Source organism: Alphaproteobacteria bacterium, from assembly GCA_019746225.1.
Taxonomy (GTDB): domain Bacteria; phylum Pseudomonadota; class Alphaproteobacteria; order Paracaedibacterales; family VGCI01; genus VGCI01.
Genome location: JAIESE010000067.1, coordinates 12,443 through 35,662, shown reverse-complemented (window position 1 = coordinate 35,662; position 23,220 = coordinate 12,443). Strand labels below are relative to the sequence as shown.

The window sequence follows — 23,220 nt, the reverse complement described above, 5'->3', positions numbered from 1 at the left end:
CCTCCTCACACCGGCATCAAATACAGGAGACGCCGCAGGGGATACTTATAATAGCATCGACAATCTTACTGGCTCCGGATTTAATGACACGCTCATTGGAGATGCCAATGGCAATATCCTAAGCGGCGGCAATGGAAATGATGTCCTCACCGGAGGAGCCGGAGCAGACGTCTTAGATGGAGGAGCTAACACTGATACAGCTTCTTACACCTCCGCCTTAACGGGGGTTACGGCATCTCTTCTCACACCGGCATCAAATACAGGAGATGCTGCAGGGGATACGTACATTAGCATTGAAAACCTTATTGGATCAAACTTTGACGACACTCTTGTTGGCAATGAAGGTTCTAATAGTTTAAACGGCAATGTAGGAAATGACACCCTCATTGGGGGAAGTGGGGCAGACATTCTAAACGGGGGAACGGGCTCTGATACGGCTTCCTATGAAACCGCCTTAACTGGAGTTACCGCTTCTTTTCTAACCCCGGCATTAAACACCGGAGATGCGCAAGGGGATACGTACATTAGCATCGAAAATCTCCGTGGATCAGCTTTTAACGATATTCTCACGGGAGATATTAATGGGAACGTCCTCAGCGGAAATATTGGGGATGACGCTCTATTAGGCAATGCTGGGGCAGATATCCTCAATGGCGATGACGGCAATGACACCTTAGATGGCGGAGGTGATAATGACACTTTAAATGGGGGGAATGATAATGACACGCTCATTGGTGGATCAGGCGCCGATGTCTTAGATGGAGGAAGTGGCAATGACACAGCATCCTATGTGACTGCTTCAATTGGTGTTACTGCCTCCCTCCTCACACCGGCATCAAATACAGGAGACGCCGCAGGGGATACTTATAATAGCATCGACAATCTTACTGGCTCCGTATTTAATGACACGCTCATTGGAGATGCCAATGGCAATATCCTAAGCGGCGGCAGTGGAAATGATGTCCTCACCGGCGGAGCAGGGGCAGATGTCTTAGATGGAGGAGCTAACACTGATACGGCTTCTTACGCCTCCGCCTTAACAGGGGTTACGGTATCTCTTCAAACACCGGCATCAAATACAGGAGATGCCGCGGGAGATACTTATATTAGTATTGAGAATCTTCGGGGATCTAATTTTGATGATATCTTGATTGGTGATGATAATAATAACTTAATTGAAGGTGGACAGGGTGCTGATCAAATGGACGGTGGTCTTGGTTCAGACACAGCTTCTTACAGCAATGCCTTAACTGGCGTCACCGCCTCCCTTCTAACGCCGGCATTAAACACCGGAGAAGCCACAGGAGATACATATAATAGCATTGAAAATCTGAATGGGTCTGCTTTTGATGACACTCTGTATGGGGATGAAGGTGCTAATTTATTAAATGGGAATGTAGGAAATGATACCCTGATTGGGGGAGGTGAGGCAGACACACTTAACGGAGGAACAGGCACTGACACGGCTTCCTATGAAACTTCTACATTTGGGGTTACGGCTTCACTTCTTACACCCGCCTCAAATACTGGAGATGCAGCTGGAGATACCTATAATAGCATAGAAAATCTTCGAGGATCAGCTTTTAATGACATTCTCACAGGAAACACTGTTGACAATGCACTAGAGGGGGGAATTGGTGCAGACCAGCTAGACGGCGGTAACAATACAAGCTCAGGAGACACTCTGTCATATGAGCACTCATCCGCGTCCGTCACTATCAATTTTACGGGCGCATCTCCTGACTTAAAGGCTAGTGGGGGGGATGCTGAAGGAGATATTTACACGAATTTCGAAAATATCCGGGGGTCTTCTTTTGGGGATACCCTCATCGGAAATAGAGCAGATAATACTCTAGAAGGAGGACTTGGCGCAGATCAGCTAGATGGAGGTTTAGGGAGTGATACCGCTTCCTATGAGCATTCTTCTGCTGCCGTTACAATTGTTTTAGCGAATGACGGTTCGGCAAGTACCACTTCAGGAGGGGATGCGGTAGGAGACACCTTTAGTTCGATCGAAAATCTTCGTGGATCCTCTTTAAATGATATTCTCACAGGAAATGATTCAGACAATAGCCTAGAAGGAGGACTTGGCGCAGATCAACTAGATGGGGGTTTGGGGAATGATACCGCTTCCTATGAGCATTCTTTTGCTGCCGTTACAATTGTTTTAGCGAATGATGGATCAGCAAGCTCCCTTTCCGGGGGAGATACGGTGGGAGACACTTTTAGTTCGATCGAAAATCTTCGTGGATCCTCTTTAAACGATGTTCTCACAGGAAATGATTCAGACAATGTTATTGAAGGAGGTTCCTCATTAGACACGCTTAATGGTGGTGGCAACACGAGCTTTGGAGATACTTTGTCCTACGAACATTCTTTATCGGGAGTAACTATTAATTTTACAGGGGCTACCGCTGCCTTAAGAGCCTTCGGTGGCGATGCTATAGGGGATGTTTACACTAATTTCGAAAATATTCGAGGATCTTCATCTAACGACAGCCTCACTGGCGATGGCAATGCAAATGTATTATCTGGTGGTGGCGGAGCTGATACCTTAACTGGAAATGGGGGTATCGATACGCTTATTGGGGGCGATGGTAATGATATTTTGGATGGCGGTTCTGGCGCCGATGTTCTTGATGGCGGAAATGGTACTGATACGGCTTCGTATGCAACGGCCTTAACTTCAGTTACCGCCTCTCTCTTAACACCGGCGTCAAACACTGGAGATGCATTGGGAGATACTTACATTAGCATCGAAAACCTTACGGGATCTGCTTTTGATGACACTCTCGAAGGAGATGCCAATAATAATTTGATAAATGGCAATGCGGGTAACGATCTCCTCATTGGAAATGCTGGGACTGATCTTTTAATTGGCTCTGATGGTGACGATATTTTAGACGGAGGAGCTGACAATGATACCCTAGTTGGGGGAAACGGCAATGATATTCTTATTGGAGGCTCCGGTGCTGATGCCTTAAATGGGGAAGCTAACATTAATACAGCTTCTTATGAAACGGCTCTTATTGGGGTTACTGCCTCTTTAAATGCACCCAACATAAATACGGGAGATGCGGCAGGAGACACATATCAAAATATTCAAAATCTAAGAGGATCTAATTTTAACGATATTCTAACAGGCAATGCTTCTGACAATGAAATTGAGGGGGGCTTAGGGGGAGATAATCTTGATGGGGGTAGTAATGCAACAGATGGTGACACCTTATCCTATGAGCATTCTTCTGCAGGAGTTACGATAGATTTTACTGGTGCTACCGCCATCCTAAAAGCCAACGGAGGTGATGCTACAGGGGATGTGTACAGCAATTTCGAAAATATAAGAGGATCTACTTTTAATGACATTCTTACAGGAAATACGGCAAACAATGTCCTGGAAGGAGGGGGTGGCGCAGATCAGATAAACGGTGGATCTGGAATCGATACCGCATCATATGAACATTCCGATGCTGGTGTTACTGTTATTCTGGATAATACAGGAGCAGCGAGTTTCATTTCTGACGGGGATGCCACGGGGGACACACTTTCTTCAATCGAAAATTTACGAGGATCTGCCTTTATGGATACTCTCACAGGCAATTCTTCTGACAACCTTATTGAAGGAGGTATAGAAGCTGATACGCTTGATGGGGGCGGGAACACAATTTTGGGAGATACTCTTTCCTATGAACACTCTGCTGCCAGCGTAACTATTGATTTCACTGGCGCTACAGCTATCTTGAGAGCCAATGGTGGTGACGCTACAGGAGATATATACACCAACTTCGAAAATATCCGAGGCTCTGCATTTAATGACACTCTTACAGGGGATGCAAACGCAAACATATTAAATGGAAACACAGGAAATGACACCCTAGCCGGTAACGCAGGCGCGGATACCTTAAACGGCGGCAGTGGAAATGATATCCTGATTGGCGGTACTGAAAATGATATTCTAAATGGCGACGATGGTGACGATATTTTAGATGGAAGTGCTGATAATGATACCCTTAATGGAGGAAATGGCAATGATGTTCTGATTGGCGGATCTGGAGCCGATATCCTGAATGGGACAAGTGGCATTGACATAGCTTCTTATGAGACTGCTTTGACAGGCGTTACAGCATCATTGACAACACCCGCGATAAATACAGGTGATGCATTGGGAGACACTTATAGCAATATCGACAATCTCCGCGGGTCTGATTTTGATGATATCCTCACGGGTGATAATGGAGACAATGTCCTGGAAGGAAGGCAAGGTGGAGACCAAATGAATGGCGGCCTTGGTCTTGATACTGCGTCCTACGCAAATGCAACAACAGGTGTTTCTGCGTCTCTCTTATTGCCAGCCACAAATACCGGCGAAGCTATTGGGGACACCTATACGAGCATTGAAATTCTTCTTGGTTCTGCTTTTAGTGATACCCTCATTGGCGATAATGGAAACAATGTCATAGAAGGTGGCCTTGGGGCAGATACTCTTGATGGGGGTAGTAATACATTAGCAGGTGACACCTTGTCCTACGAGCATTCTTCTGCAGCTGTAACTATCAATTTTACCGGAGCCACAGCCGCATTGAAAGCGAGTGGTGGTAGTGCTGTTGGGGATATCTACTCTAACTTCGAGAATATACGTGGATCTGCCTTCAATGATACCCTCACAGGAGATGCAAATGCTAACATCCTAAATGGCGATGCTGGAGTAGATACCTTAAATGGGAATGAAGGGATTGATACACTTAACGGTGACGATGGCAATGATATTCTTATCGGAGGAGTTGATGGTGATATCTTGAATGGTGGAAATGGAACTGATACGGCTTCATATGAGACAGCTTTGGTGGGGGTTACTGCATCACTTCTTACGCCTGGATCAAACACAGGAGATGCAGCGGGAGATACTTACACTAGTGTTGAAAATTTACGGGGATCGTCATTCAATGACACCCTGACAGGGGATAGTGGGGTGAACGTCCTTGAGGGGGGATTAGGGGCGGATACACTCGATGGTGGCCTTGGTGTTGATACTGCGTCCTACTCTAATGCTACAACAGGGGTATCTGCCTCTCTCTCATTACCAGCCACAAATACAGGCGAAGCTTTTGGGGACACATATGCGAACATTGAAAATCTTCTCGGATCAATATTCGATGACGTACTCAATGGGAATGCATCAGCGAACAGTCTGTCCGGCAATGCTGGAAATGATCTTTTGATTGGAGGGGCTGGAGCTGACTCCCTAGATGGGGGAACGGGGACTGACATCGCTTCTTATGAAACAGCTTTAGGAGGTGTAACTGCATCTCTTCTCACACCTGGGTCTAATACCGGAGATGCTTTAGGGGATACTTATACCAGTATCGAAAATCTCCGGGGTTCTGCCTTTAGCGACATTCTGACGGGAAATAATGGAGACAATATTCTTGAAGGCGGTTTAGGGGGAGATACTCTAAATGGTGGTTTAGGAATTGACACTGCATCCTACACAAATGCTGCGACAGGGGTTTCTGCATCTTTGTCTGTGCCCGCATCAAACACAGGGGAAGCTCTAGGAGACACATTTACAGGTATTGAAAATCTTCTCGGTTCTGCCTTTAGTGATACCCTAGAAGGAGATATTAATACGAACATCTTAACCGGCGGCACCAGTAGTGACACATTTGTGTTTCAATTAGACACGATTGGAGGACTTGGAAAAGTCGGTAATGATGCAGATATTATTGTGGACCTTACAGCGACGGGTGCTAATGCAGATATTTTGCAATTCAAGGGAGCTGGAGCCAATCTTGCCCTGCTTGATGCTTCAAGCACCTTTACAACAACATCTGTTGGTGGTTTGGCGGGAATAGACGATACCGTTGTAACATTTTCGGGAGGCGGGTCAATAACCTTCTATGATATCACCCTTTCAAGCTTTGCAGCCTTGGAAGCATTAAATGCTTCAGTTACAAATGTAACTTTTGTTTAAGTTGAAAGAATTCTCCGCTTCAAATAACTCTTCTTTTGGTTGTAAGGGTATGGTAGTTCTTTAGAAAAACAGAAAAAGTCGAAACTGACCATGCGCCGCAATCTTCCTGGTTTTTCCCTCATTGAAATGGCCGTTGTGTTAATTATCATTGGGTTGATCGGTGGTCTGACCATGCCTGCGCTCAAAGTCATGATGGAGTGGCAAAAGGCTTCAACAACTACCCAGAATCAAGAAAAAATCCTTTTTGCGCTTTCGAGCTATGCCCTTCAACACAAAAAGTTGCCTTATGCCGGTGACTTTACAGGTAAGAGCACTCCCGGCCGGGTACAGGGGATTGTTCCTTTTGGCGCGTTAGGCATACCTGAAGCTCTCGCAAAGGATGGGTATCACCGCTGGTTTACCTATAAGGTTGATGATGTTTTCGCTAAAACACCCACTGAACTGATAAGGCAATTGGGAGGTAACTTATGTTATCTATTGAATCAAAATATACAGTTAACGGTTAAGGGAGGAGAAAAGGAAGCAAGCTCTACAAAAATTGCCGTTGCGTTGATCAGTCACGGGCCCCAAGGAAGGGGGGCGTATCCAAATCCCTCACATCCGCCACCCATTGGAAAAGATGAGGAACTCAACACTCAGTCGAGGGATCAAGTTATCGATCGCCCGATCAGTTATGATCCCGCAAATCCCTTTTCTCATAAGGTTGTTTGGGTCACGGCCCAGAATCTTCTTGCCATTTATGGTCGTGCTCCTTGCACCCGATCGACCCCTGAAAAGACTTCCTATGAAGCTCCTGTCCTACCAAAAAAGGAGGACCAAAAAAAGACTGGCAGTGAGGAAAAGTAAACGGTTCGACTCTTGCGTACGATTTGAAAAAATTATACGAATAGATCAGGAATATACACTTCTGAAAGGGACCCTTCCATGGCTCATGTATGTATTACACCCTTACTCGAAGGATTTGGAACGGGCGCAGGTCTCATTATCGCTATTGGCGCTCAGAATGCCTTTGTCTTGAAGCAAGGTATTCTGAAAAATCATGTGTTGGTCACGGTCCTGATTTGTGCCGTCATTGATGCTTTTCTCATCATGTTGGGTGTCGGAGGGTTTGGGCGCCTCTTAACCTCTAGCAGTCTCCTTTTGGCCATTGCACGGTGGGGTGGGGCGGCTTTTCTCTTTTACTATGGCTTGCGTTCCTTTCGCAGCATTTTTAAGACTGAATCCTTGAAGATAAATAAGGGAAGAGGACATATGCCGACTCTTAAAGAGTCCATCACAACTGTGTTAGCGTTAAGTCTTTTAAACCCGCATGTATATCTAGACACGGTCGTTTTGGTGGGCAGTATCGGCGCGCAATTCCCATCCTTTGAACGCTTTTATTTCACCTTAGGTGCGATCGTTGCCTCCTTTGTCTGGTTTTTTAGTTTGGGATTTGGAGCGCAGTTTCTCGGACCCTTGTTTCAAAAGCCTATCGCCTGGAAAATACTGGACTTTATCATAGGGTGTGTGATGTGGCTAATTGCCTTAATGCTCATCTTCGGTATGCAGGATATAATGTGTACAGGTTGAATGAGAGTTACTCCAAACTCAGTTGATGAAGGAGGAAGATTGGTCGCGGATTGGGGCTCCGCGTGGCCCTTGAGAACAAATATGTTCTCCATTTATGGGTAACTTGACGTTACTTCTAAATTATTTGGTAGTAAGTTCTCATAGATCCATGAAAGCGACATCTTGAAATATAATCCCTTACTAGCCAGACATGATGAACAGTATAGAGATTATGAAGAATCTTTGTCAGGGTTGATCCCGTACGTGTTTTATTGTGGGTCTGTGCTAAAAAACTTGCACTGATACTCTGATAAATTGCAGCAGTAATTACTTGCAATGATGGATATTAAATAAGTTCTGTCTTAGTTTCGGAGGTTCATCCAGTTAAATATAAGGATGTTACTGATGCAAAACATAGATTTTAAAAACTTGGCTCTTATCGCAGAAGCTGTTGATAATATATGTAAGTTTTTTATTGTTCCGCGTGGATTATCTTACTTTCAGTTTAAACGAATCTATAAAGATGAGTCGTATATTGTTTTGGCAAACAACCCTATGTTTTTTAAAGATTTTTTTGAAAATAATTTCGTTGAACCCTCCTACACGATTCCAACATATATCCACCAATCACCAATCTATTTCTGGGATGAATTCTTAACACCGGAAGTCCATTCTTTAACCCGTGAAGAGAATCAAATTTATCATGGTCTCACGATCATTAGCCGGCGAAAAAAGTTTTACGATTGTACAACATTCGCAATGTCAGAACTGCATCTTTCACCCTCATCATACTACCTTCAAATCTTGAAAGATCTTCAAATGTTCTCTGAACTTTTCCCTAAGATAGCCAAAGCGCTCATTGAAAAAATAAGCCAGCAACGCATTAAGGGTGTAACGTTGAAACCTGGACTGAGTGGCAGGCCTTTCTTTTTACCTCAGCGGTCGTCTCGTTTCAAAATTGGGGAAGGCTTAAATGATTACATAACGACCTATGAAGCCCTTTGTTTACAGCTCTTACAAGAGGGCAAATCCTATAAGGAAATAGGGTCTATTCTTTCCATGTCTCCCCGGACAGTTGAAACGCACCTGGCACGCTTGAAAACACGGACTGGACTAACTTTGAGGGATTTGGCCCTGCAATCATTTAAAAACTTTGGTACAGGAAAAATAGATATTGATCTAGTTCAGGTTAAAGAAGAAAAAATCTCTGAGGATACAAAACCTAGGAAGCAAAAAGAAGCAAGTTGAGATACTAATGAGTCATGGAAACAGGTGACACCGAAGGTGTCTGTGGATGACGACAATTGGTAGTGGCAATGTTAAGAAAATCAAATGAATTAAAGTTATCTGTTTTATTGCCAGAGTTATAACCCAATGGGGTGAATCTTGGTGGACTTTCCTTGAATTTAGCTTACTTCTGACGGAAAGTGATGCGACCTTTGGTCAAATCATAGGGGGTCATTTCAACAGTGACAGTGTCCCCGACCAGAACGCGAATACGGTTTTTGCGCATCTTGCCAGAGGTATGGGCTAAAATAACATGATCGTTTTCTAAACGAACACGAAACATTGCATTGGGGAGGAGCTCGATCACGATACCACTGAATTCAATTAAATCTTCTTTTGCCATACGACTTTGACTCGCTCCTAAAAATAATCATACCAATACTGATTTTACTGTCTGTTTAGCATAATAAGCCAAGACTTTCATTCTTTATTTTAATAAACCCGCTCCTTGCAATGCTTCAATATGTTCATGAATATGCATTGGCTTCTTTCGGGTAGGCCAAGGATGATGCAAATCGCCTAAATGGCAGTGCAAATCCTTTGTTTCAAGGCGAATTTCATGGGCTTGGGAGCAGACAAGGTGAATGGCGCCTGCTCTTTTCGCATGAATCGTCAAAAGGTTGAGTATCCGGGTCTTGCCTTTGCGATCAAATCCGCGATGATGAACTTTATCAATATTTTTGAAGGTGATGCCGGAGTGAATGCGGTGATACATCGGCTGGCCTTCATGGTCGACGGGGGGGTGTTCCCAACAGAATCTATTCGCTAACAGGGTAAAGGTGGCTTGTTTTGGTTCATAAACCATAGAAACCAAGGGGAGTAAGGCATCCTGCAGGTGGGCTGCCATTATTGTTAGGTCTTCTTCATCATGGGCGAGTAGCCGAAGTGGCACAAAATCCTTGGTCATGCGAACTCCTTTATTCAGCGATTCGTTCGATATGCGCTCCACATCTTCCTAACTTATCTTCCACCCGTTCGTATCCGCGATCAAGATGATAAACGCGACTAATTAAAGTTTCTCCTTCGGCCGCAAGGCCAGCCAACACTAAACAGACCGATGCCCGCAAGTCAGTTGCCATAACAGGGGCTCCCCGCAGGTTAGGGACACCCCGAACAAGAGCAGAAGAGCTATGAACCGTGATGTTTGCTCCCATTCGGCACAGTTCCGGCACATGCATAAAACGGTTCTCCCAAATGGTTTCTGTGACCATCGACGCCCCATTGCAAATGCTCATCAAAGCCATCATTTGGGCTTGTAGGTCAGTTGCAAACCCAGGATAGGGCTCGGTCATAACGTCAACCCCTTGAATATCTCCAGAAGAGGCGTTCACCTGAAATCCCTGGTCCGTAGGAGTCAAAGTAATCCCTGCTTTTTGGAGAAGAGCCGAAGCCGATGGTATCAAATCCAGAGAGGTATTCTTCAAATGAATAGACCCCTTCGTGATGGCGGCTGCCATCGCATAAGTCCCTGTTTCAATACGATCAGGGATCACCCGGTGAGTTGCCCCGTGAAGGGTTTTTATGCCTTGAATGATAATTGTATCCGTGCCTGCGCCCGAAATGTCGGCACCCATGGCGTTCAAGCAATTGGCCAAGTCAATAATCTCAGGTTCACGTGCCGCATTAATAAGGCGCGTCTCTCCTTTTGCAAGAGTGGCGGCCATCATGAGATTTTCCGTAGCGGTCACAGAAATGATGGGCATGGTAATGGTGGTCCCGATGAGGCCCTTCGGGGCTTTTGCATGAATATAGCCGTCCAGCAAATCGATCTCGGCACCTAAATCCTGCAAGCCACTCAAATGGATGTCAATGGGTCGAACACCAATGGCACAGCCACCTGGCAAAGAGACTTGAGCTTGGCCACACCGGGCCAAAAGAGGCCCTAAAACCAATATGGAGGCACGCATTTTACGCACAATGTCATAAGGCGCGGTTGTGTTGTGAATTGTGTTTGCGGTCAGCGTCAGGGTCTTATTCTCTAAATCAGAGCTCACTTGAACGCCGTGCTGATCCAGAAGCGCCAGCATCGAAGTGATATCGGCCAAATCGGGCATATTCGTTAAGGTCAAGGGCTCATCGGTCAAGAGAGCAGCGGTCATGAGGGGGAGCGCCGCATTTTTAGCGCCACTGATGGAAATTTCCCCTTTCAGGGGAATACCCCCTTTGATTTTAATCTGCTGCATGGTCTTTTATCTGTCCTTTCAATTACTTGTCATTGTCGATGAGGGATTAGAGGCGTGGTAAGGTGACGCCTACTTGCCCCATATATTTGCCCAGGCGGTCGCGGTAAGAGACGTCGCAAACTGTATCCGCCTTTAAAAAGAGGAATTGGCAAGCGCCTTCATTGGCATAAATTTTGGCCGGAAGCGGCGTTGTATTAGAAAACTCTAAGGTGACGTGGCCTTCCCACTCGGGCTCTAAGGGCGTGACATTTACGATAATTCCACAGCGGGCGTAAGTGGACTTGCCAAGGCAAATAACCAATACATCGCGAGGCACACGGAAATACTCGACGGTGCGGGCAAGGGCAAAGCTGTTAGGGGGAATTATACACACATCGGTTTTACGATCCACAAAACTGGACGGCGAAAAGGCTTTCGGGTCTACAATGGCACTATCCACGTTTGTGAAGATCTTAAATTCATCTGCCACGCGGGCATCGTATCCATAAGAGGAGACGCCATACGAGATAACACTATTGGCCTTTTGGGGTGAACTCTGCACACGCGAAAGTTGTGAGGCATTAACCACTTTCAAAACATCTTCATGACTTTCAGCTTCGCGAACTTGATTGTCCACAAAGGGTTCAATCATTTTGTGCTTCAGCGCTTGTTCACGAATCCAACGGTCGGGCAAAATGGACATGTATTGATCACCTTTATCTAGAAAACGGGCTTTGTAAATAAACGTACACGACTTTTAGACTTTTTTGGAGGTGTTTTTTTGAAAGGGGGGACGGATAGATGCGCAAGGATTCGACTATAATGATTAATTATCTATCATTACCACTCCTCACCCGACTCATTACGTCACCGCTCCTCGCAATGACGTAACTATCTGATTATAAACGCTATTCAAACCTCAGAAGCCTTCGACTTTTCCCGCTCCTGGCTCTGAGCCTTTCTTTTGCGTAAATTTTCCCGTAAAGCAGTACTGAGGCGCTTTTGTCGTTCGGATTTAGCCCCTTTCGTCTTGGGGGGTGGCTTCTGTTGGCTTGTCGTCATGTATTTCTGGCCTTTTTTGAGGAAATCTATCTTCATATTTAATTATATCAATTGCTCCTCTATTGCAAATCATTAGGTTGAGGGTGTATTTCCCTTCACACTGAGAGAAATGTGCACAGACTCGAGGATTTCGATAACAAAATCAACTTGGTTTTTCTAATTTCATCTTGAATCCTGACTATACCTATGTCATGGTTTCTGGGTCATGACATGCCGCCGTGGCTCAGTGGTAGAGCACACCCTTGGTAAGGGTGGGGTCGAGAGTTCGATTCTCTCCGGCGGCACCAGCAATTATGTTTTTTCTGCCGAATTCACCTTCATCAATTTTTCAAATCATGGTATAAAAATTCAGAAGCGTGTAGATGTTATGTTTACGGGCTCTTTAGGTAATTCTCAAACTTTAAAGATTTCAAGCGTAACGGTTAATTTTTAGTTTAGGTAGATTAGATTTATGGCTTTATCTTCCCGCTCTTATAGCAGGCATGCCTTTTTACCTTCTGGAGTGACGGCTTTTTTGAGGCGGCGCGCTGGTCAGTTTATGGGTTTGTTTACGATTTTTTTGGCCGTTATGTTGGCAGCTATTTTGGGAACCTATCATTCTTCTGATCCGTCTTGGAATTTAGCCATTGAGGGCCCGGCCAATAATATTTTGGCCTTTCCCGGTGCTGTTGTGGCCGACGTCCTGCTCCAAACATTCGGCCTATCTGCAGTATTTTTTATCGTTGCTCTTTTGGGGTGGGGCATCCGGTCCTTGATTTCGCTCCCCTTGAAATGGACTACATTTAGAATTTTTGCCTTGGTGTGTGCTGTTCTCTTGAGTGCTTGTGTTGCGGCTCAATGCACACCGCCCAAAACCTGGCTTCTTCCTAACAGCTTAGGCGGCGCTCTCGGGGATATCTTTTTGAGTCAAATTCACCACATTATTGGCTCCTCTTGGGCGTCCTACATTGCCGTTGGCTTGGTGTTCTCAGTTACGTCATTCTTCTTGTTGCTCTTGAGCTTGGGCCTCTCTTTCAAACAGGTCGGACGAGCCATTATGGGCATGGGCCTTGTATTTGGTAGAATTATCCTTTGGTTTTATGACCTTCTCACCCGTCGCCTCTTTAAGGGACGGCGCCGCGAAGACCTTTCTGATCACGAATTCAACAAGCTTGTCTTGTCCAAGAAGAAACCAGTATCCCCGTTTGCTCTTAAAGTTACTAAGGACATGGACCCCAATGAGGGGAGGTCACCTGTTATTGTTTCTCCTGACCTGAATATCATGCCAGAAGATAGAGAGATCTTTGCCCCCCCAATGGAAACGGATCGATCAGAGACACCTATAATTTGGCCTGATGCTCCTTTGCAGGATTCAGAAGACGGGGATGTTCTTGAAGAAGTTTCATCCTATATTTCAAAGAAGAGTCCGACCAAGACATTATACTCTTATGATTCGACGACTGATGCAGGTTCCATAGGGTGGGAAGATTATGAATTACCTTCCTGCGATCTGCTTGATCCTTTGTTGCGAAAGACAACCCAGGCCATTGATCCAAAAATCCTAGAAGAGTCAGCCTATCATTTGAAGACTGTGTTGGAGGAATTTGGAGTTCGGGGAGAAGTTGTCACCGTTCGCCCCGGCCCTGTTGTAACAATGTATGAATTTAAACCAGCCGCAGGAATTAAGACTTCTCGAGTCATTGGGCTTGCGGATGATATCGCGCGGTCCATGAGCGCTTTGTCCGCTCGTATCGCGGTTATCCCAGGACGCAATGTCATTGGTATTGAATTGCCAAATGCGACAAGGGAGACTGTTTATTTGCGTGAGCTTCTTCAAACAGATGCTTACGAGAAGACGACGACACACCTGGCGTTGATTTTGGGTAAGGATATTGGCGGGCAACCTGTCATTGCTGATTTGACCCGTATGCCTCATCTTTTGGTTGCGGGAACCACAGGCTCAGGGAAATCCGTTGCCGTAAATACGATGATTCTGTCCCTTCTCTTCCGCCTGTCACCGGATCAATGTAAATTCATTATGATTGACCCGAAAATGCTTGAGCTGTCTGTTTATGATGGAATTCCCCATTTACTTTCACCTGTTGTTACGGATCCCAAGAAGGCCATCGTTGCTTTAAAGTGGGCAGTCCGCGAGATGGAGAATCGGTATCGCGCAATGTCTAAATTGGGCGTTCGTAATATCGATGGATATAATGTGCGTGTCAAGGAAGCTCGACAAACGGGAGAAATGCTTGTCCGTCGTGTCCAAACAGGGTTTGATCCTGATTCTGGTAAGCCAATCTTCGAGAATCAACCGCTTGATCTTGAGACCCTGCCTTATATTGTCGTTGTTGTTGATGAAATGGCGGACCTCATGATGGTTGCAGGTAAAGAGATTGAAGCCGCCGTCCAACGTCTCGCCCAAATGGCGCGCGCGGCCGGCATCCATTTGATCATGGCAACCCAAAGGCCATCTGTTGATGTTATTACGGGGACGATTAAGGCGAACTTCCCGACCCGTATTAGTTTTCAGGTCACCTCTAAGATTGATAGCCGTACAATTTTGGGAGAGCAAGGGGCAGAGCAGCTCTTGGGTCAGGGGGATATGCTTTATATGGCCGGTGGTGGTCGTATTACCCGCGTCCACGGCCCGTTTGTAAAGGACGAGGAGGTGGAGCGTATCGTCGCTTTCTTAAAATCTCAAGCTGAGCCTGTCTACATTGAAAGTGTGACCGACGATGAAGGTGAGTTTATCAATTTTGATGAGGATGGGGGGAGAGCCGTCGATACACTTTATACTCAAGCCGTTGATCTTGTTGTTCGAGAAGGTAAAGCTTCGACAAGTTTCATTCAGCGTCACCTCCAGATTGGTTATAATAAGGCCGCCGGCATTATTGAACAGATGGAAAAGAATGGTGTTGTAAGCCAGGCCAACCATGTTGGCAAACGTGAGGTATTAAGATAATTTATCCATGACTTTGCCATTAATAGAACATCTTGTATCGCCTGAAATACATCGTCGATTTGAGATATATGAAAGACTATTGCGGGAGTGGAATTCTCGAACAAATCTTGTTCAACAAGATACCCTCGGTAGCTTCATGATTCGTCATATTCTTGACTCCTTACAAATCCTTCCTTTAATAGATGAGGCATTCAGGGCATCTTTAATTTCCCATCAAGGCAATTTACTGTCGGCTATGAAGCTTGACTCCCCTTATGATCAAACTATGTTTAATAACTCTTCGAACACAATTCTTGATATTGGCTCTGGCGCTGGTTTTCCGGGTATGGTCCTTGCTATCTGTGGATATAAAAATGTTACTTTATGCGAAAGCAATCATAAGAAATGCGTTTTTTTAGATGAAGTTGCCAGGCAAACTGGGACTGATATAATTGTCTTAAATCAAAGGGTTGAAGATATATCTTGCACTTATGACGTCTTTGTTTCGCGGGCTATGACTGATTTTGTAAGCTTATGCTCCATAATGGCTACTCATATGGCTTCAGAGGCCTCCATTGGTATTTTTCATAAAGGGAGACGGTGGAAGGAGGAGGTAGATCAAGCTCAAGACTCTTGGTCCTATGAAAGCCAGGCATTTCCTAGTGTTACCTCATCTGATAGTGTTATTTTGTTCCTTAGTGATCTTAAAAGTAAGTAAGGTATTATTTTCTAAACCCTAAATAGTTCTAAAATACTTATAGAAACTCTATCAAAGGGTAAAATGAAGTTATAAAGATATTTTTAAAGATGATAATCTTCAATTTAAGAAATATAACATGAATTATGCTGATTAAAATGATTAATAGAGGCCAAAATAGTAATATTTATGATGTAATCCCTTTCTTTCGAGACACTATATGTTTCACGTGAAACATTATAGTACGAAAGCAATAAATCCAATACATTTTGAAAATATGTTACTAAATAGCATAAGTTAAATATGTTTCACGTGAAACGTTGCTATAAAAGCAATTCAATTTAAAAATCATAACGCCAAAGAAAATAAAAAAAATGCAAGGATTTGTACAAAACAATTCAAAATGTAGATACGAAAGCTATGGTTGGTTTAATTTTTAAGCTAAAATGCTTCACGTGAAACATTTTCACAAATGATTTATATGCAACTAAATAAAATGCAAAATCTGCTTATAGATGAGTAAGAACTTAAGCGGTAAATTTACTGTCAAAATTCTAAAAATAATAAGGGTCATAAATGAACGAAAAACGGTAAAAAAAATTGATTTTGTGATAATATTAGACCCTAAACTTTTGGGAGTTTCTGGCACATAAGAGGGCAAAATCAGGGTAAAAACAGGTTGTAATTTAGGACAAATAAGTAACAAAATGAGAAATGTTTGGACTTCGAGCCGCTATTTTGAAGAGTATTATTTCAAGATTAAATATTATCCAAAAATCAATGAGTTTAATAATCCGATCGGCTAATATAGGTGAGCAACTGCATCAGTATAGATGATCCAATTAAAAAATTATGCTCCACTGACGCAGGATGTTTTCTTCAAAAAAGTTTCTATGTGAAATTCACAAGATCACTTTTCACAGACTCATAATATAAAAGAGGTTTAAAGCTTATGACGTATCAAATATCTTTTACCTGTCTTAAAGTGAATCATCTCTCCCGGCTTTTAAAATGGCTCAACAAACCACATGTGAAAGAGTGGTGGGATCAGGATGTAAACTGGACCAGTGAATTGGTTAAGGAGAAGTTCGGATCTTACGTTGAAGGTTATAAACTTGATCATGAATCTAAAAAAGCGATCGAGGCATTTGTGATATGTGTGGATGGAAGAGAAGTAGGCTATTGCCAATACTATGATGTTGCTGACTTTCCAGTCGATGGTTTCGTATCCCACTCAAAGCAAGTGGCTGGACTAGATCTCTTCATAGGTGAAGGAGAAATGATCGGTCGTGGGTGGGGAGCGGAAATAATCCAACTTTTCTGTGAAAACCATATTGACCAACGCTTTGAAGCATGCTTTGTTGATCCTAATAAAGATAATACCCGAGCTATACGGGCTTTTGAAAAAGCAGGCTTTAGAAAAATAATGACGGCTGTAAATAATGCTGCCACCTGGATGTTGCGAGAAAAACAATGAGTATCACTTTTAGTACCTTTATGAATGAAGAATGGCGTGAAAAGATTGAGTCTAAACTGGCCACTCAATTGGAAGAAATGTCTCATTTTCATGCTGTAAAATCACAAAATATATTTGCCTTTCATGAACTTCATCTCATTGGTGGAACCATTTTTCAAATAAACAAAGACATTCTATGGGTCGATGGATTGTGGGTAGAATCCAATTTCAGAAAGCGGGGTGTGGGTAAAAGTCTCTTGCAGCAGATCGTTGATTTGGCCAAGCAACAAAATTTGAAAGCGATCCAATTGAATACATACTTCGCGGAAGCTCGTGACTTCTTCAAGGCATGTGGATTCGAAGAAGTAGCAACAATCCCAGAATGGAAATACGGATTAACATGTCATCTGTTAAAAAAGGCCGTCTAACCATTCCCCCTCACCCTTTTTTATGAGACATGAGGAGAGGGTTTAGAATTCAAAAAATATCAACATTGGGCAAACAGACATCCCATTAAATGAAGTAGGACTTTCCCAATCCAAACAACCCTTGGAAATTGTGAGGGTCTTGATGGTTTAAAGGATTTGGTCAAGTCCGTTCCACCGAGCACATCAAACAGGTTAAATTATTAACAAATCGTTAACGTTAATTTTTGCCCATTTGATAGTTTAGGAGAGCGCAGGAGGGGTCAAATCCCACGACGGCTTTAACCCAGATATGCGGCTTGCAATTGGGGGAAAACAATATTAAAAAAAACCATTCCCCTATTCGAAAAAGCGTATCGTGACTTTAAAGCCCGCGAAATCCAAGATTTTGAGGGCAACCTCTTCTCAATATAAGTCATTCATCCTTACTCATCAGCCATGCTGGCGTATTCCGTGTCCTTACAAATGTAGATGCCGGAGAAACCTATTCCCTTGATAATATTACAATATATCTATTTTCCCCCCCATTCATCCCACATGTCCGTGGTTTATCTTGAATTTGACGGATCAGGACGACCAGTAGAGGGGGGTGCCCCAACGTCCACTCGGCCTTTGAGTCACAACTACATATTTGCCACTTCACTATTATCCATCAATCAGCCCCAACTAGCGTATTTATACGGTATTGCAAAATATACACTCCCAAATTAATAATACTTCTCACTAATTAATGAGCAATATTTTCATATTTTTATATAAATCAATTAAAACAAGTGTAAAATGCAAAATTATATAAAACAATTCACTTTCGCTATAATATTGGGGGGATTATCTTCACAAGCAGGGCTTGCCGGAGATGATAAAGTAGATGGGGGAACAAAAAGAAGATACTCATCAGTCCCTATGAGTCTTCCCATCCCTTACTATGCAGCACTACCTACTGCTTTGGTAGAATTTCAACCACTTAAGCCTCAAGCGAAGAGAAGTCGCTATGAGACTGGTAGTAAGAATGAAGTAAGCGCCCCTGAACAATATGGCATAGGGGTCTTTTCATTATTGCCCTCGGACAGTCAGGGTATAATTTACACATATCCGGGTGTGGCAAAGTCCCTTTATTCAACTTGCAAATATTTTAGATACTTGATGCAAAATGGTTTAATACTTAATGAACACGGCCTTTCTAGAGTCTATTTTAGACCACCAAACAAAAAGTTCATTAATTTTATTACCCTCGAGCGTTTGGGTAATGTCCACACCCTTGATTTGAGTTATACAAAAGTGACAGACGTTTCCATGTTGGGAAATGTTCACACCCTTGATTTAGAGGGGTGCGAGGTGAAAGGCCTTGCATCGTTAGGAAATGTTCACACACTTAATTTGATTGAAACACAAGTGACAGATGTTTCCATGTTGGGAAACGTCCACAGCCTTGATTTGGCGCTGTGCCAAGGTGTGACAGACGTCTCTGCGTTGGGAAAAGTCCACACTCTTGATTTGGGGGGGTGTCTAGGTGTCACAGACGTCTCTGCGTTAGGAAATGTTCACACACTTAATTTGATTGAAACACAAGTGACAGACGTCTCTGCGTTAGGAAATGTTCATACCCTTGATTTGCGGTCGTGCCAAGGTGTGACAGACGTCTCAATGTTAAAACATGTTCAAAACCTTACTCTAACCAAAAATAGTATAAGTGAGGAAAATTTGAGTCAATTAAGGAAAGTGAATTCTGATATCAAAATTCATTTTATCGATTAAGATGAAGTTGAAGTTGAGGCGGCTTAATGGCAAGGGGCACTTGAACCCCTCCAAATCCCCTGCCAACCATCAGACATATTGCTTTTCACTGTCTGTTGGTCTCAATTCTCTTAAAAGCCCTCAACGGCATTTCTCACTCTCCAAAGCCTCAAGGACCGTTTGGGGCGTGAGGATTTGGCCCAAGAAACGGCCCGCGGGCGTTTTACAACCGTAGACAGCATAAAACGGAATCCCATACTGGTTGAAGGATTTTAGATAGGTCGTGATTTTGGGGTCATGCTTCGTCCAGTCCGCTTCCATGGCGATGACACTAGGATCACTCAACGCCTTTTCCACAGCATCGGTTTTAAGCGCAATTAATTTATTCATCTGACAGGTGAGGCACCAATCCGCTGTCACATTCACGAAGACTGTTTTTCCTTGTTTAATGTAGTCTTGGATGCGTTCTGGCTCAAAGGGGTGCCAGATGCCATTGACCTTGGCGGGCAATCCTTCAACGGGATGGCGTAAGAAAGTTGGCAGGGCAAAGCTTGCAGCAATCAAGAGTGCAGCGGCAATCCAAGCCATTTTCTTGCGGGCTTCCGTGACCTTACCCGTACTCTTCAAGAGGAGTGACAACAGGAGCATCAATCCAGCAATGCTATAAGCTCCAACCATTCCGATTTCTGCGATTAAAACATAAATCAACCACAGAGCAGTTACGAGGATCAGCGCCCCAAACACATACTTCACGGTGATCATCCAGGCGCCGGGTTTGGGCAACTTAGTGGCCATCGTTGGAAAGAAGGCAATCAGGAGGAAAGGAAACGCAAGGCCGAGTCCCATCACCATAAATGTTAAGAGAATTTCATAGATGCCGCGGGAGAGGGCAAAGGCCAGGGCCGTTCCCAAAAAGGGCGCCGTGCAAGGGGTGGCAAGCGCGGTGACGAGGGAACCTTCGAGGAAGGATCCTACCCAACTTTCGCGTTTGGGCGTGATGCCGCCGAGCGTCGATAGGAAGGGGGGCAATCGAAATTCAAAAAACCCAAAAAGATTACACGCGAAGAGGGTCAATATGCCAACCAGGGCTATCAGGAAATGAGGTTCTTGGAATTGCACACCCCACCCGACCGCTTCGCCGGAGAGTTTGAGGAAGATGGCGCCACCGGCAAGGACAAGGAAGGAAAAGAGAATGCCCAAAACGGTTGCCAGAAATTCATGTCGAACAACGGCGTTGTTTCCGCCACCATGGCGCATGACGGAAAGGACTTTGAGGGACAACACGGGCAAAACGCATGGCATGATGTTCAAAATGAGTCCACCGATAAAGGCTGCAAGAAGCATTGCCGCTAACAGACCAAAACTGAGTTGTTGCATTTTGAGGGTTTGATCCACCTCCAAGAGTTCATTCTGATATTTGATGGTTAAGGTCACAGGATTGCCAATTAAATTTGTCAATAAAGTCGGGACGCGATTGGAATCCGGATAGATTGCTGCGGAGTACCGAACGCTCTTTCGGTCTTTCGAAAGGGTAACCACCGGAGCATCCACCAGCTTATCTTTTATTTCGAGATAGACCTCGGGCAGGTCGCCTTCTGAAAATGAACCACTTTCTTTGGAGAGTACCACTTGCAACGTGGGGGGAATCTCGTCTGCTCCTTGAAGGGCAACGCGCTGAATTTGAAAGGACCCAAAGTCATGAGTTTCAGGAATTTTACGCTCTGGCAGATTTTTAAACGCTTCGCGGATCAGGGCCGCCTCGGCACTTTCGGTCTTTGAACCCGAAGGCAGATCGAGGTTGATTGTTTCCATAACAGGCAAGCAATTGCCGACATCACACACCAACATATCCACATTTAAATTCAGGTGGATGGGTTTTGCGGGGTCAACAACTTCCACTTTCAAAGGAAACACAACATCCCCATCATAGGCATTCACCTGTCCCATTTGGGTTTGTGACCGGTGAGGAATGGGCCAAAGAAGTTGAACGGACTTAACATTGCGGGACCCGTCCCAGGTGAAAGTCACCCCATAACCCGCAACGCCAGGAGAGCGCCAATAGGTCTTCCAACCGGGAATAATTTTAGCCCGCAAGCCAAGATTGAGCGTCGTTTCATTGCCGACGGTTTTTGATTCTGAAATCAGGGAGAGCTTAACTTTAGCCTGATCTGCGAAACTGGTCTGAACAAAAAATGCCAGAATGAGAAGGACATATTTTAGGATTGGGGAAGTGTTTTTCATTAAAGGCTCCGATGGGATTCAGCGATAAGGCGTTTAATTTGCTTTTGGATTTTTTCAAAAGCTCTAAATTCGATTTGGCGGACCCGTTCTCTTGAAATGCCAATGCTTTTGCTTATCTCTTCTAGAGTTAACGGGGGATCCTTGAGGCGACGCTCCACAAAAACTTGATGTTCATTTTCGTTCAGACAAGTCATCGCGCTCTCCAACAGGTTTCGACGCTTGGTCATTTCGTCCGAATGAATCGCTTGCATTTCCTGGTCTTCGCGCTCATCAACAAGCCATTCAATCCATTCAGGCGAGTCTTCTTCGCCGCCGCTGATCATGATGTTCAACGAACTATCACCCCCCAAACGTTGATTCATTTGAATCACTTCACTCTCATGAACAGAAAGTTTCTTCGCCAAGGCAGTCACGATTTCGGGGTTGAGTTCTCCTTCTTCCATGGCATGGAGCTTGCGCTGAGCTTTGCGCAAACTAAAGAAGAGGCGCTTTTGAGACGATGTCGTTCCAATTTTAACCAAAGACCAAGTGCGTAAAATATAATCTTGAATGCTGGCTTTGATCCACCACATGGCATAGGTAGACAAGCGAAATCCGCGGTCCGGGTCATAATGCTTCATGGCTTGCATCATCCCGATGTTGCCTTCCGACACAAGGTCATTCAACGGCAACCCATACCCTCTATAGCCAGATGCAATTTTGGCCACCAAGCGTAAGTGGCTGGCCACCAAACGTTCTACGGCTTGTGTATCACCGTCCTTGCGCCATTTTTTGGCCAACGCGCATTCCTCTTCCAACGTTAACATGGGAAGAGCGCGTATTTGACGCACGTAATGGTGGTTGAGTTCATCACGATTTTGAGTCTGTGAGGCTTGCGACATATAAACCCATTCATAAAAGGCCAATGAAACGCTTCAGAGACGCTTTTGTCCCTATAAAAATACTAACTGAAGAAAAAGTAAGAATGCAATGCCTAAGGCCTTATATTCTTAAAATAATGACTATATATGGTTGTTATTGTTTATTATGAAAGACACATTCAAAAAGATCTGTATTGGTGACACATATAGGTTCCAAAGGGTGCCATCCCCTCCAGTAAGTCTGTTTAGAAAATATAAAATTACCCAAGCAATTTCTTTCACTCCTCCCCCACGATGGTGGGGGTCCACGTCGCAGTGCGTAAGCACTGCACAATGTATTTCCTCCGCTTGCGCGAAGAAGCCGTGGATTCCCACCTGCGTGGGGAGGGAGTGAAGGATAAACCAGGGGAACTTGCAAGAAGCGTTTAGGCTTTATAACATTTTCTAAACAGCCTTGGTCCCATGAGAGGAGGTGATAAATTCTTTTAATATATCAAATTCTAAATCAAATATTAATTGATTTATGATTTACTTAAATTAAACATGTGAGTGACTTTTATAAAGAGGCAATTAAGACATGTCCGAAGAATTTTGCATTTGGTGCACAGGGGTAAAAGAGTATTCAGAAAGCACTGACCCACGAAATAATCAAGCAATCTATTGTATAAATTGCCCTAATGGGCACCATTATTGTTTATCAAAAAATCTTTACCAAAACATGGTTCAATTAGGAGATTTTAGGGTAAAAAAAATTGATTTAGCTCAATATGAAGAATATTGTAAGAAAAATGCGGAATCAGCTACAAAGAATATGCTCATTATTGGTAGAGATTTTCATATAGTTTACTCTTAAC

General features: G+C 44.1%; 17 protein-coding genes and 1 tRNA gene. 11 read left to right on the top strand and 7 right to left on the bottom strand.

Going from position 1 to position 23,220, the window contains the following annotated elements:
• The 4 genes from K2Y18_09950 to K2Y18_09935 all read left to right on the top strand — a co-directional run.
• A partial coding sequence (locus K2Y18_09950; GenBank protein ID MBX9806053.1) for a hypothetical protein occupies positions 1 to 5,971 on the top strand: 5,971 nt, incomplete at its 5' end.
• 90 nt (positions 5,972 to 6,061) lie between these two features.
• Complete coding sequence (locus tag K2Y18_09945) at positions 6,062 to 6,817, top strand: prepilin-type N-terminal cleavage/methylation domain-containing protein (protein MBX9806052.1); 756 nt, start codon at positions 6,062 to 6,064, stop codon at positions 6,815 to 6,817.
• A 78-nt stretch (positions 6,818 to 6,895) separates the two neighbouring features.
• The gene (locus tag K2Y18_09940) at positions 6,896 to 7,540 is read left to right on the top strand and encodes a LysE/ArgO family amino acid transporter (GenBank protein MBX9806051.1); all 645 of its coding nucleotides are present in this window, start codon (positions 6,896 to 6,898) and stop codon (positions 7,538 to 7,540) included.
• Between the two features lie 384 nt (positions 7,541 to 7,924).
• Positions 7,925 to 8,767, top strand: coding sequence for a helix-turn-helix transcriptional regulator (locus K2Y18_09935; GenBank protein ID MBX9806050.1), 843 nt, complete (start codon positions 7,925 to 7,927; stop codon positions 8,765 to 8,767).
• Between the two features lie 163 nt (positions 8,768 to 8,930).
• Here the strand turns inward: K2Y18_09935 and infA are convergent, their stop codons facing one another.
• The 5 genes from infA to K2Y18_09910 form a co-directional block, all read right to left on the bottom strand.
• The gene (infA, locus tag K2Y18_09930) at positions 8,931 to 9,149 is read right to left on the bottom strand and encodes a translation initiation factor IF-1 (protein ID MBX9806049.1); all 219 of its coding nucleotides are present in this window, start codon (positions 9,147 to 9,149) and stop codon (positions 8,931 to 8,933) included.
• An 84-nt stretch (positions 9,150 to 9,233) separates the two neighbouring features.
• Positions 9,234 to 9,713, bottom strand: coding sequence for a DUF2948 family protein (locus K2Y18_09925; GenBank protein ID MBX9806048.1), 480 nt, complete (start codon positions 9,711 to 9,713; stop codon positions 9,234 to 9,236).
• 10 nt (positions 9,714 to 9,723) lie between these two features.
• Positions 9,724 to 10,989, bottom strand: a complete 1,266-nt coding sequence (murA, locus tag K2Y18_09920) for a UDP-N-acetylglucosamine 1-carboxyvinyltransferase (GenBank protein MBX9806047.1) — start codon at positions 10,987 to 10,989, stop codon at positions 9,724 to 9,726.
• A gap of 46 nt (positions 10,990 to 11,035) precedes the next feature.
• Entirely contained in the window at positions 11,036 to 11,671 is a 636-nt protein-coding gene (dcd, locus tag K2Y18_09915; protein MBX9806046.1) for a dCTP deaminase, read from the bottom strand.
• A gap of 209 nt (positions 11,672 to 11,880) precedes the next feature.
• The gene (locus tag K2Y18_09910; GenBank protein MBX9806045.1) at positions 11,881 to 12,030 is read right to left on the bottom strand and encodes a hypothetical protein; all 150 of its coding nucleotides are present in this window, start codon (positions 12,028 to 12,030) and stop codon (positions 11,881 to 11,883) included.
• Between the two features lie 212 nt (positions 12,031 to 12,242).
• On the opposite strand from K2Y18_09910, the gene K2Y18_09905 reads away from it, so the two are divergent.
• The 6 genes from K2Y18_09905 to K2Y18_09880 all read left to right on the top strand — a co-directional run bounded on the left by K2Y18_09905 (position 12,243) and on the right by K2Y18_09880 (position 19,286).
• Positions 12,243 to 12,317: transfer RNA gene (locus K2Y18_09905), tRNA-Thr, on the top strand.
• A gap of 164 nt (positions 12,318 to 12,481) precedes the next feature.
• Entirely contained in the window at positions 12,482 to 14,974 is a 2,493-nt protein-coding gene (locus tag K2Y18_09900) for a DNA translocase FtsK 4TM domain-containing protein (GenBank protein ID MBX9806044.1), read from the top strand.
• Positions 14,975 to 14,981: 7 nt separating this feature from the next.
• Positions 14,982 to 15,671, top strand: a complete 690-nt coding sequence (locus K2Y18_09895) for a 16S rRNA (guanine(527)-N(7))-methyltransferase RsmG (protein MBX9806043.1) — start codon at positions 14,982 to 14,984, stop codon at positions 15,669 to 15,671.
• Positions 15,672 to 16,602: 931 nt separating this feature from the next.
• On the top strand, positions 16,603 to 17,127 hold the full coding sequence (locus K2Y18_09890; protein MBX9806042.1) for an acetyltransferase: 525 nt from the start codon (positions 16,603 to 16,605) through the stop codon (positions 17,125 to 17,127).
• Positions 17,124 to 17,534 (top strand): GNAT family N-acetyltransferase, encoded by a 411-nt coding sequence (locus tag K2Y18_09885; protein MBX9806041.1) that lies wholly within the window; start codon positions 17,124 to 17,126, stop codon positions 17,532 to 17,534. The genes K2Y18_09890 and K2Y18_09885 overlap by 4 nt, the downstream gene beginning before the upstream one ends.
• Before the next feature lie 777 nt (positions 17,535 to 18,311).
• A complete protein-coding gene (locus K2Y18_09880) occupies positions 18,312 to 19,286 on the top strand; it encodes a hypothetical protein (protein MBX9806040.1) in 975 nt (324 codons plus the stop codon).
• Positions 19,287 to 19,406: 120 nt separating this feature from the next.
• Here the strand turns inward: K2Y18_09880 and K2Y18_09875 are convergent, their stop codons facing one another.
• Both K2Y18_09875 and rpoH read right to left on the bottom strand, forming a co-directional pair.
• Positions 19,407 to 21,506, bottom strand: a complete 2,100-nt coding sequence (locus K2Y18_09875) for a thioredoxin family protein (GenBank protein MBX9806039.1) — start codon at positions 21,504 to 21,506, stop codon at positions 19,407 to 19,409.
• Positions 21,506 to 22,387, bottom strand: coding sequence for an RNA polymerase sigma factor RpoH (gene rpoH, locus K2Y18_09870; protein MBX9806038.1), 882 nt, complete (start codon positions 22,385 to 22,387; stop codon positions 21,506 to 21,508). Before rpoH ends, K2Y18_09875 begins: the two co-directional genes overlap by 1 nt.
• A gap of 556 nt (positions 22,388 to 22,943) precedes the next feature.
• On the opposite strand from rpoH, the gene K2Y18_09865 reads away from it, so the two are divergent.
• Positions 22,944 to 23,219: a hypothetical protein gene (locus tag K2Y18_09865; GenBank protein ID MBX9806037.1), complete on the top strand. Its 276-nt coding sequence runs from the start codon at positions 22,944 to 22,946 to the stop codon at positions 23,217 to 23,219.
• The last annotated feature ends 1 nt before the right edge of the window (position 23,220 follow it).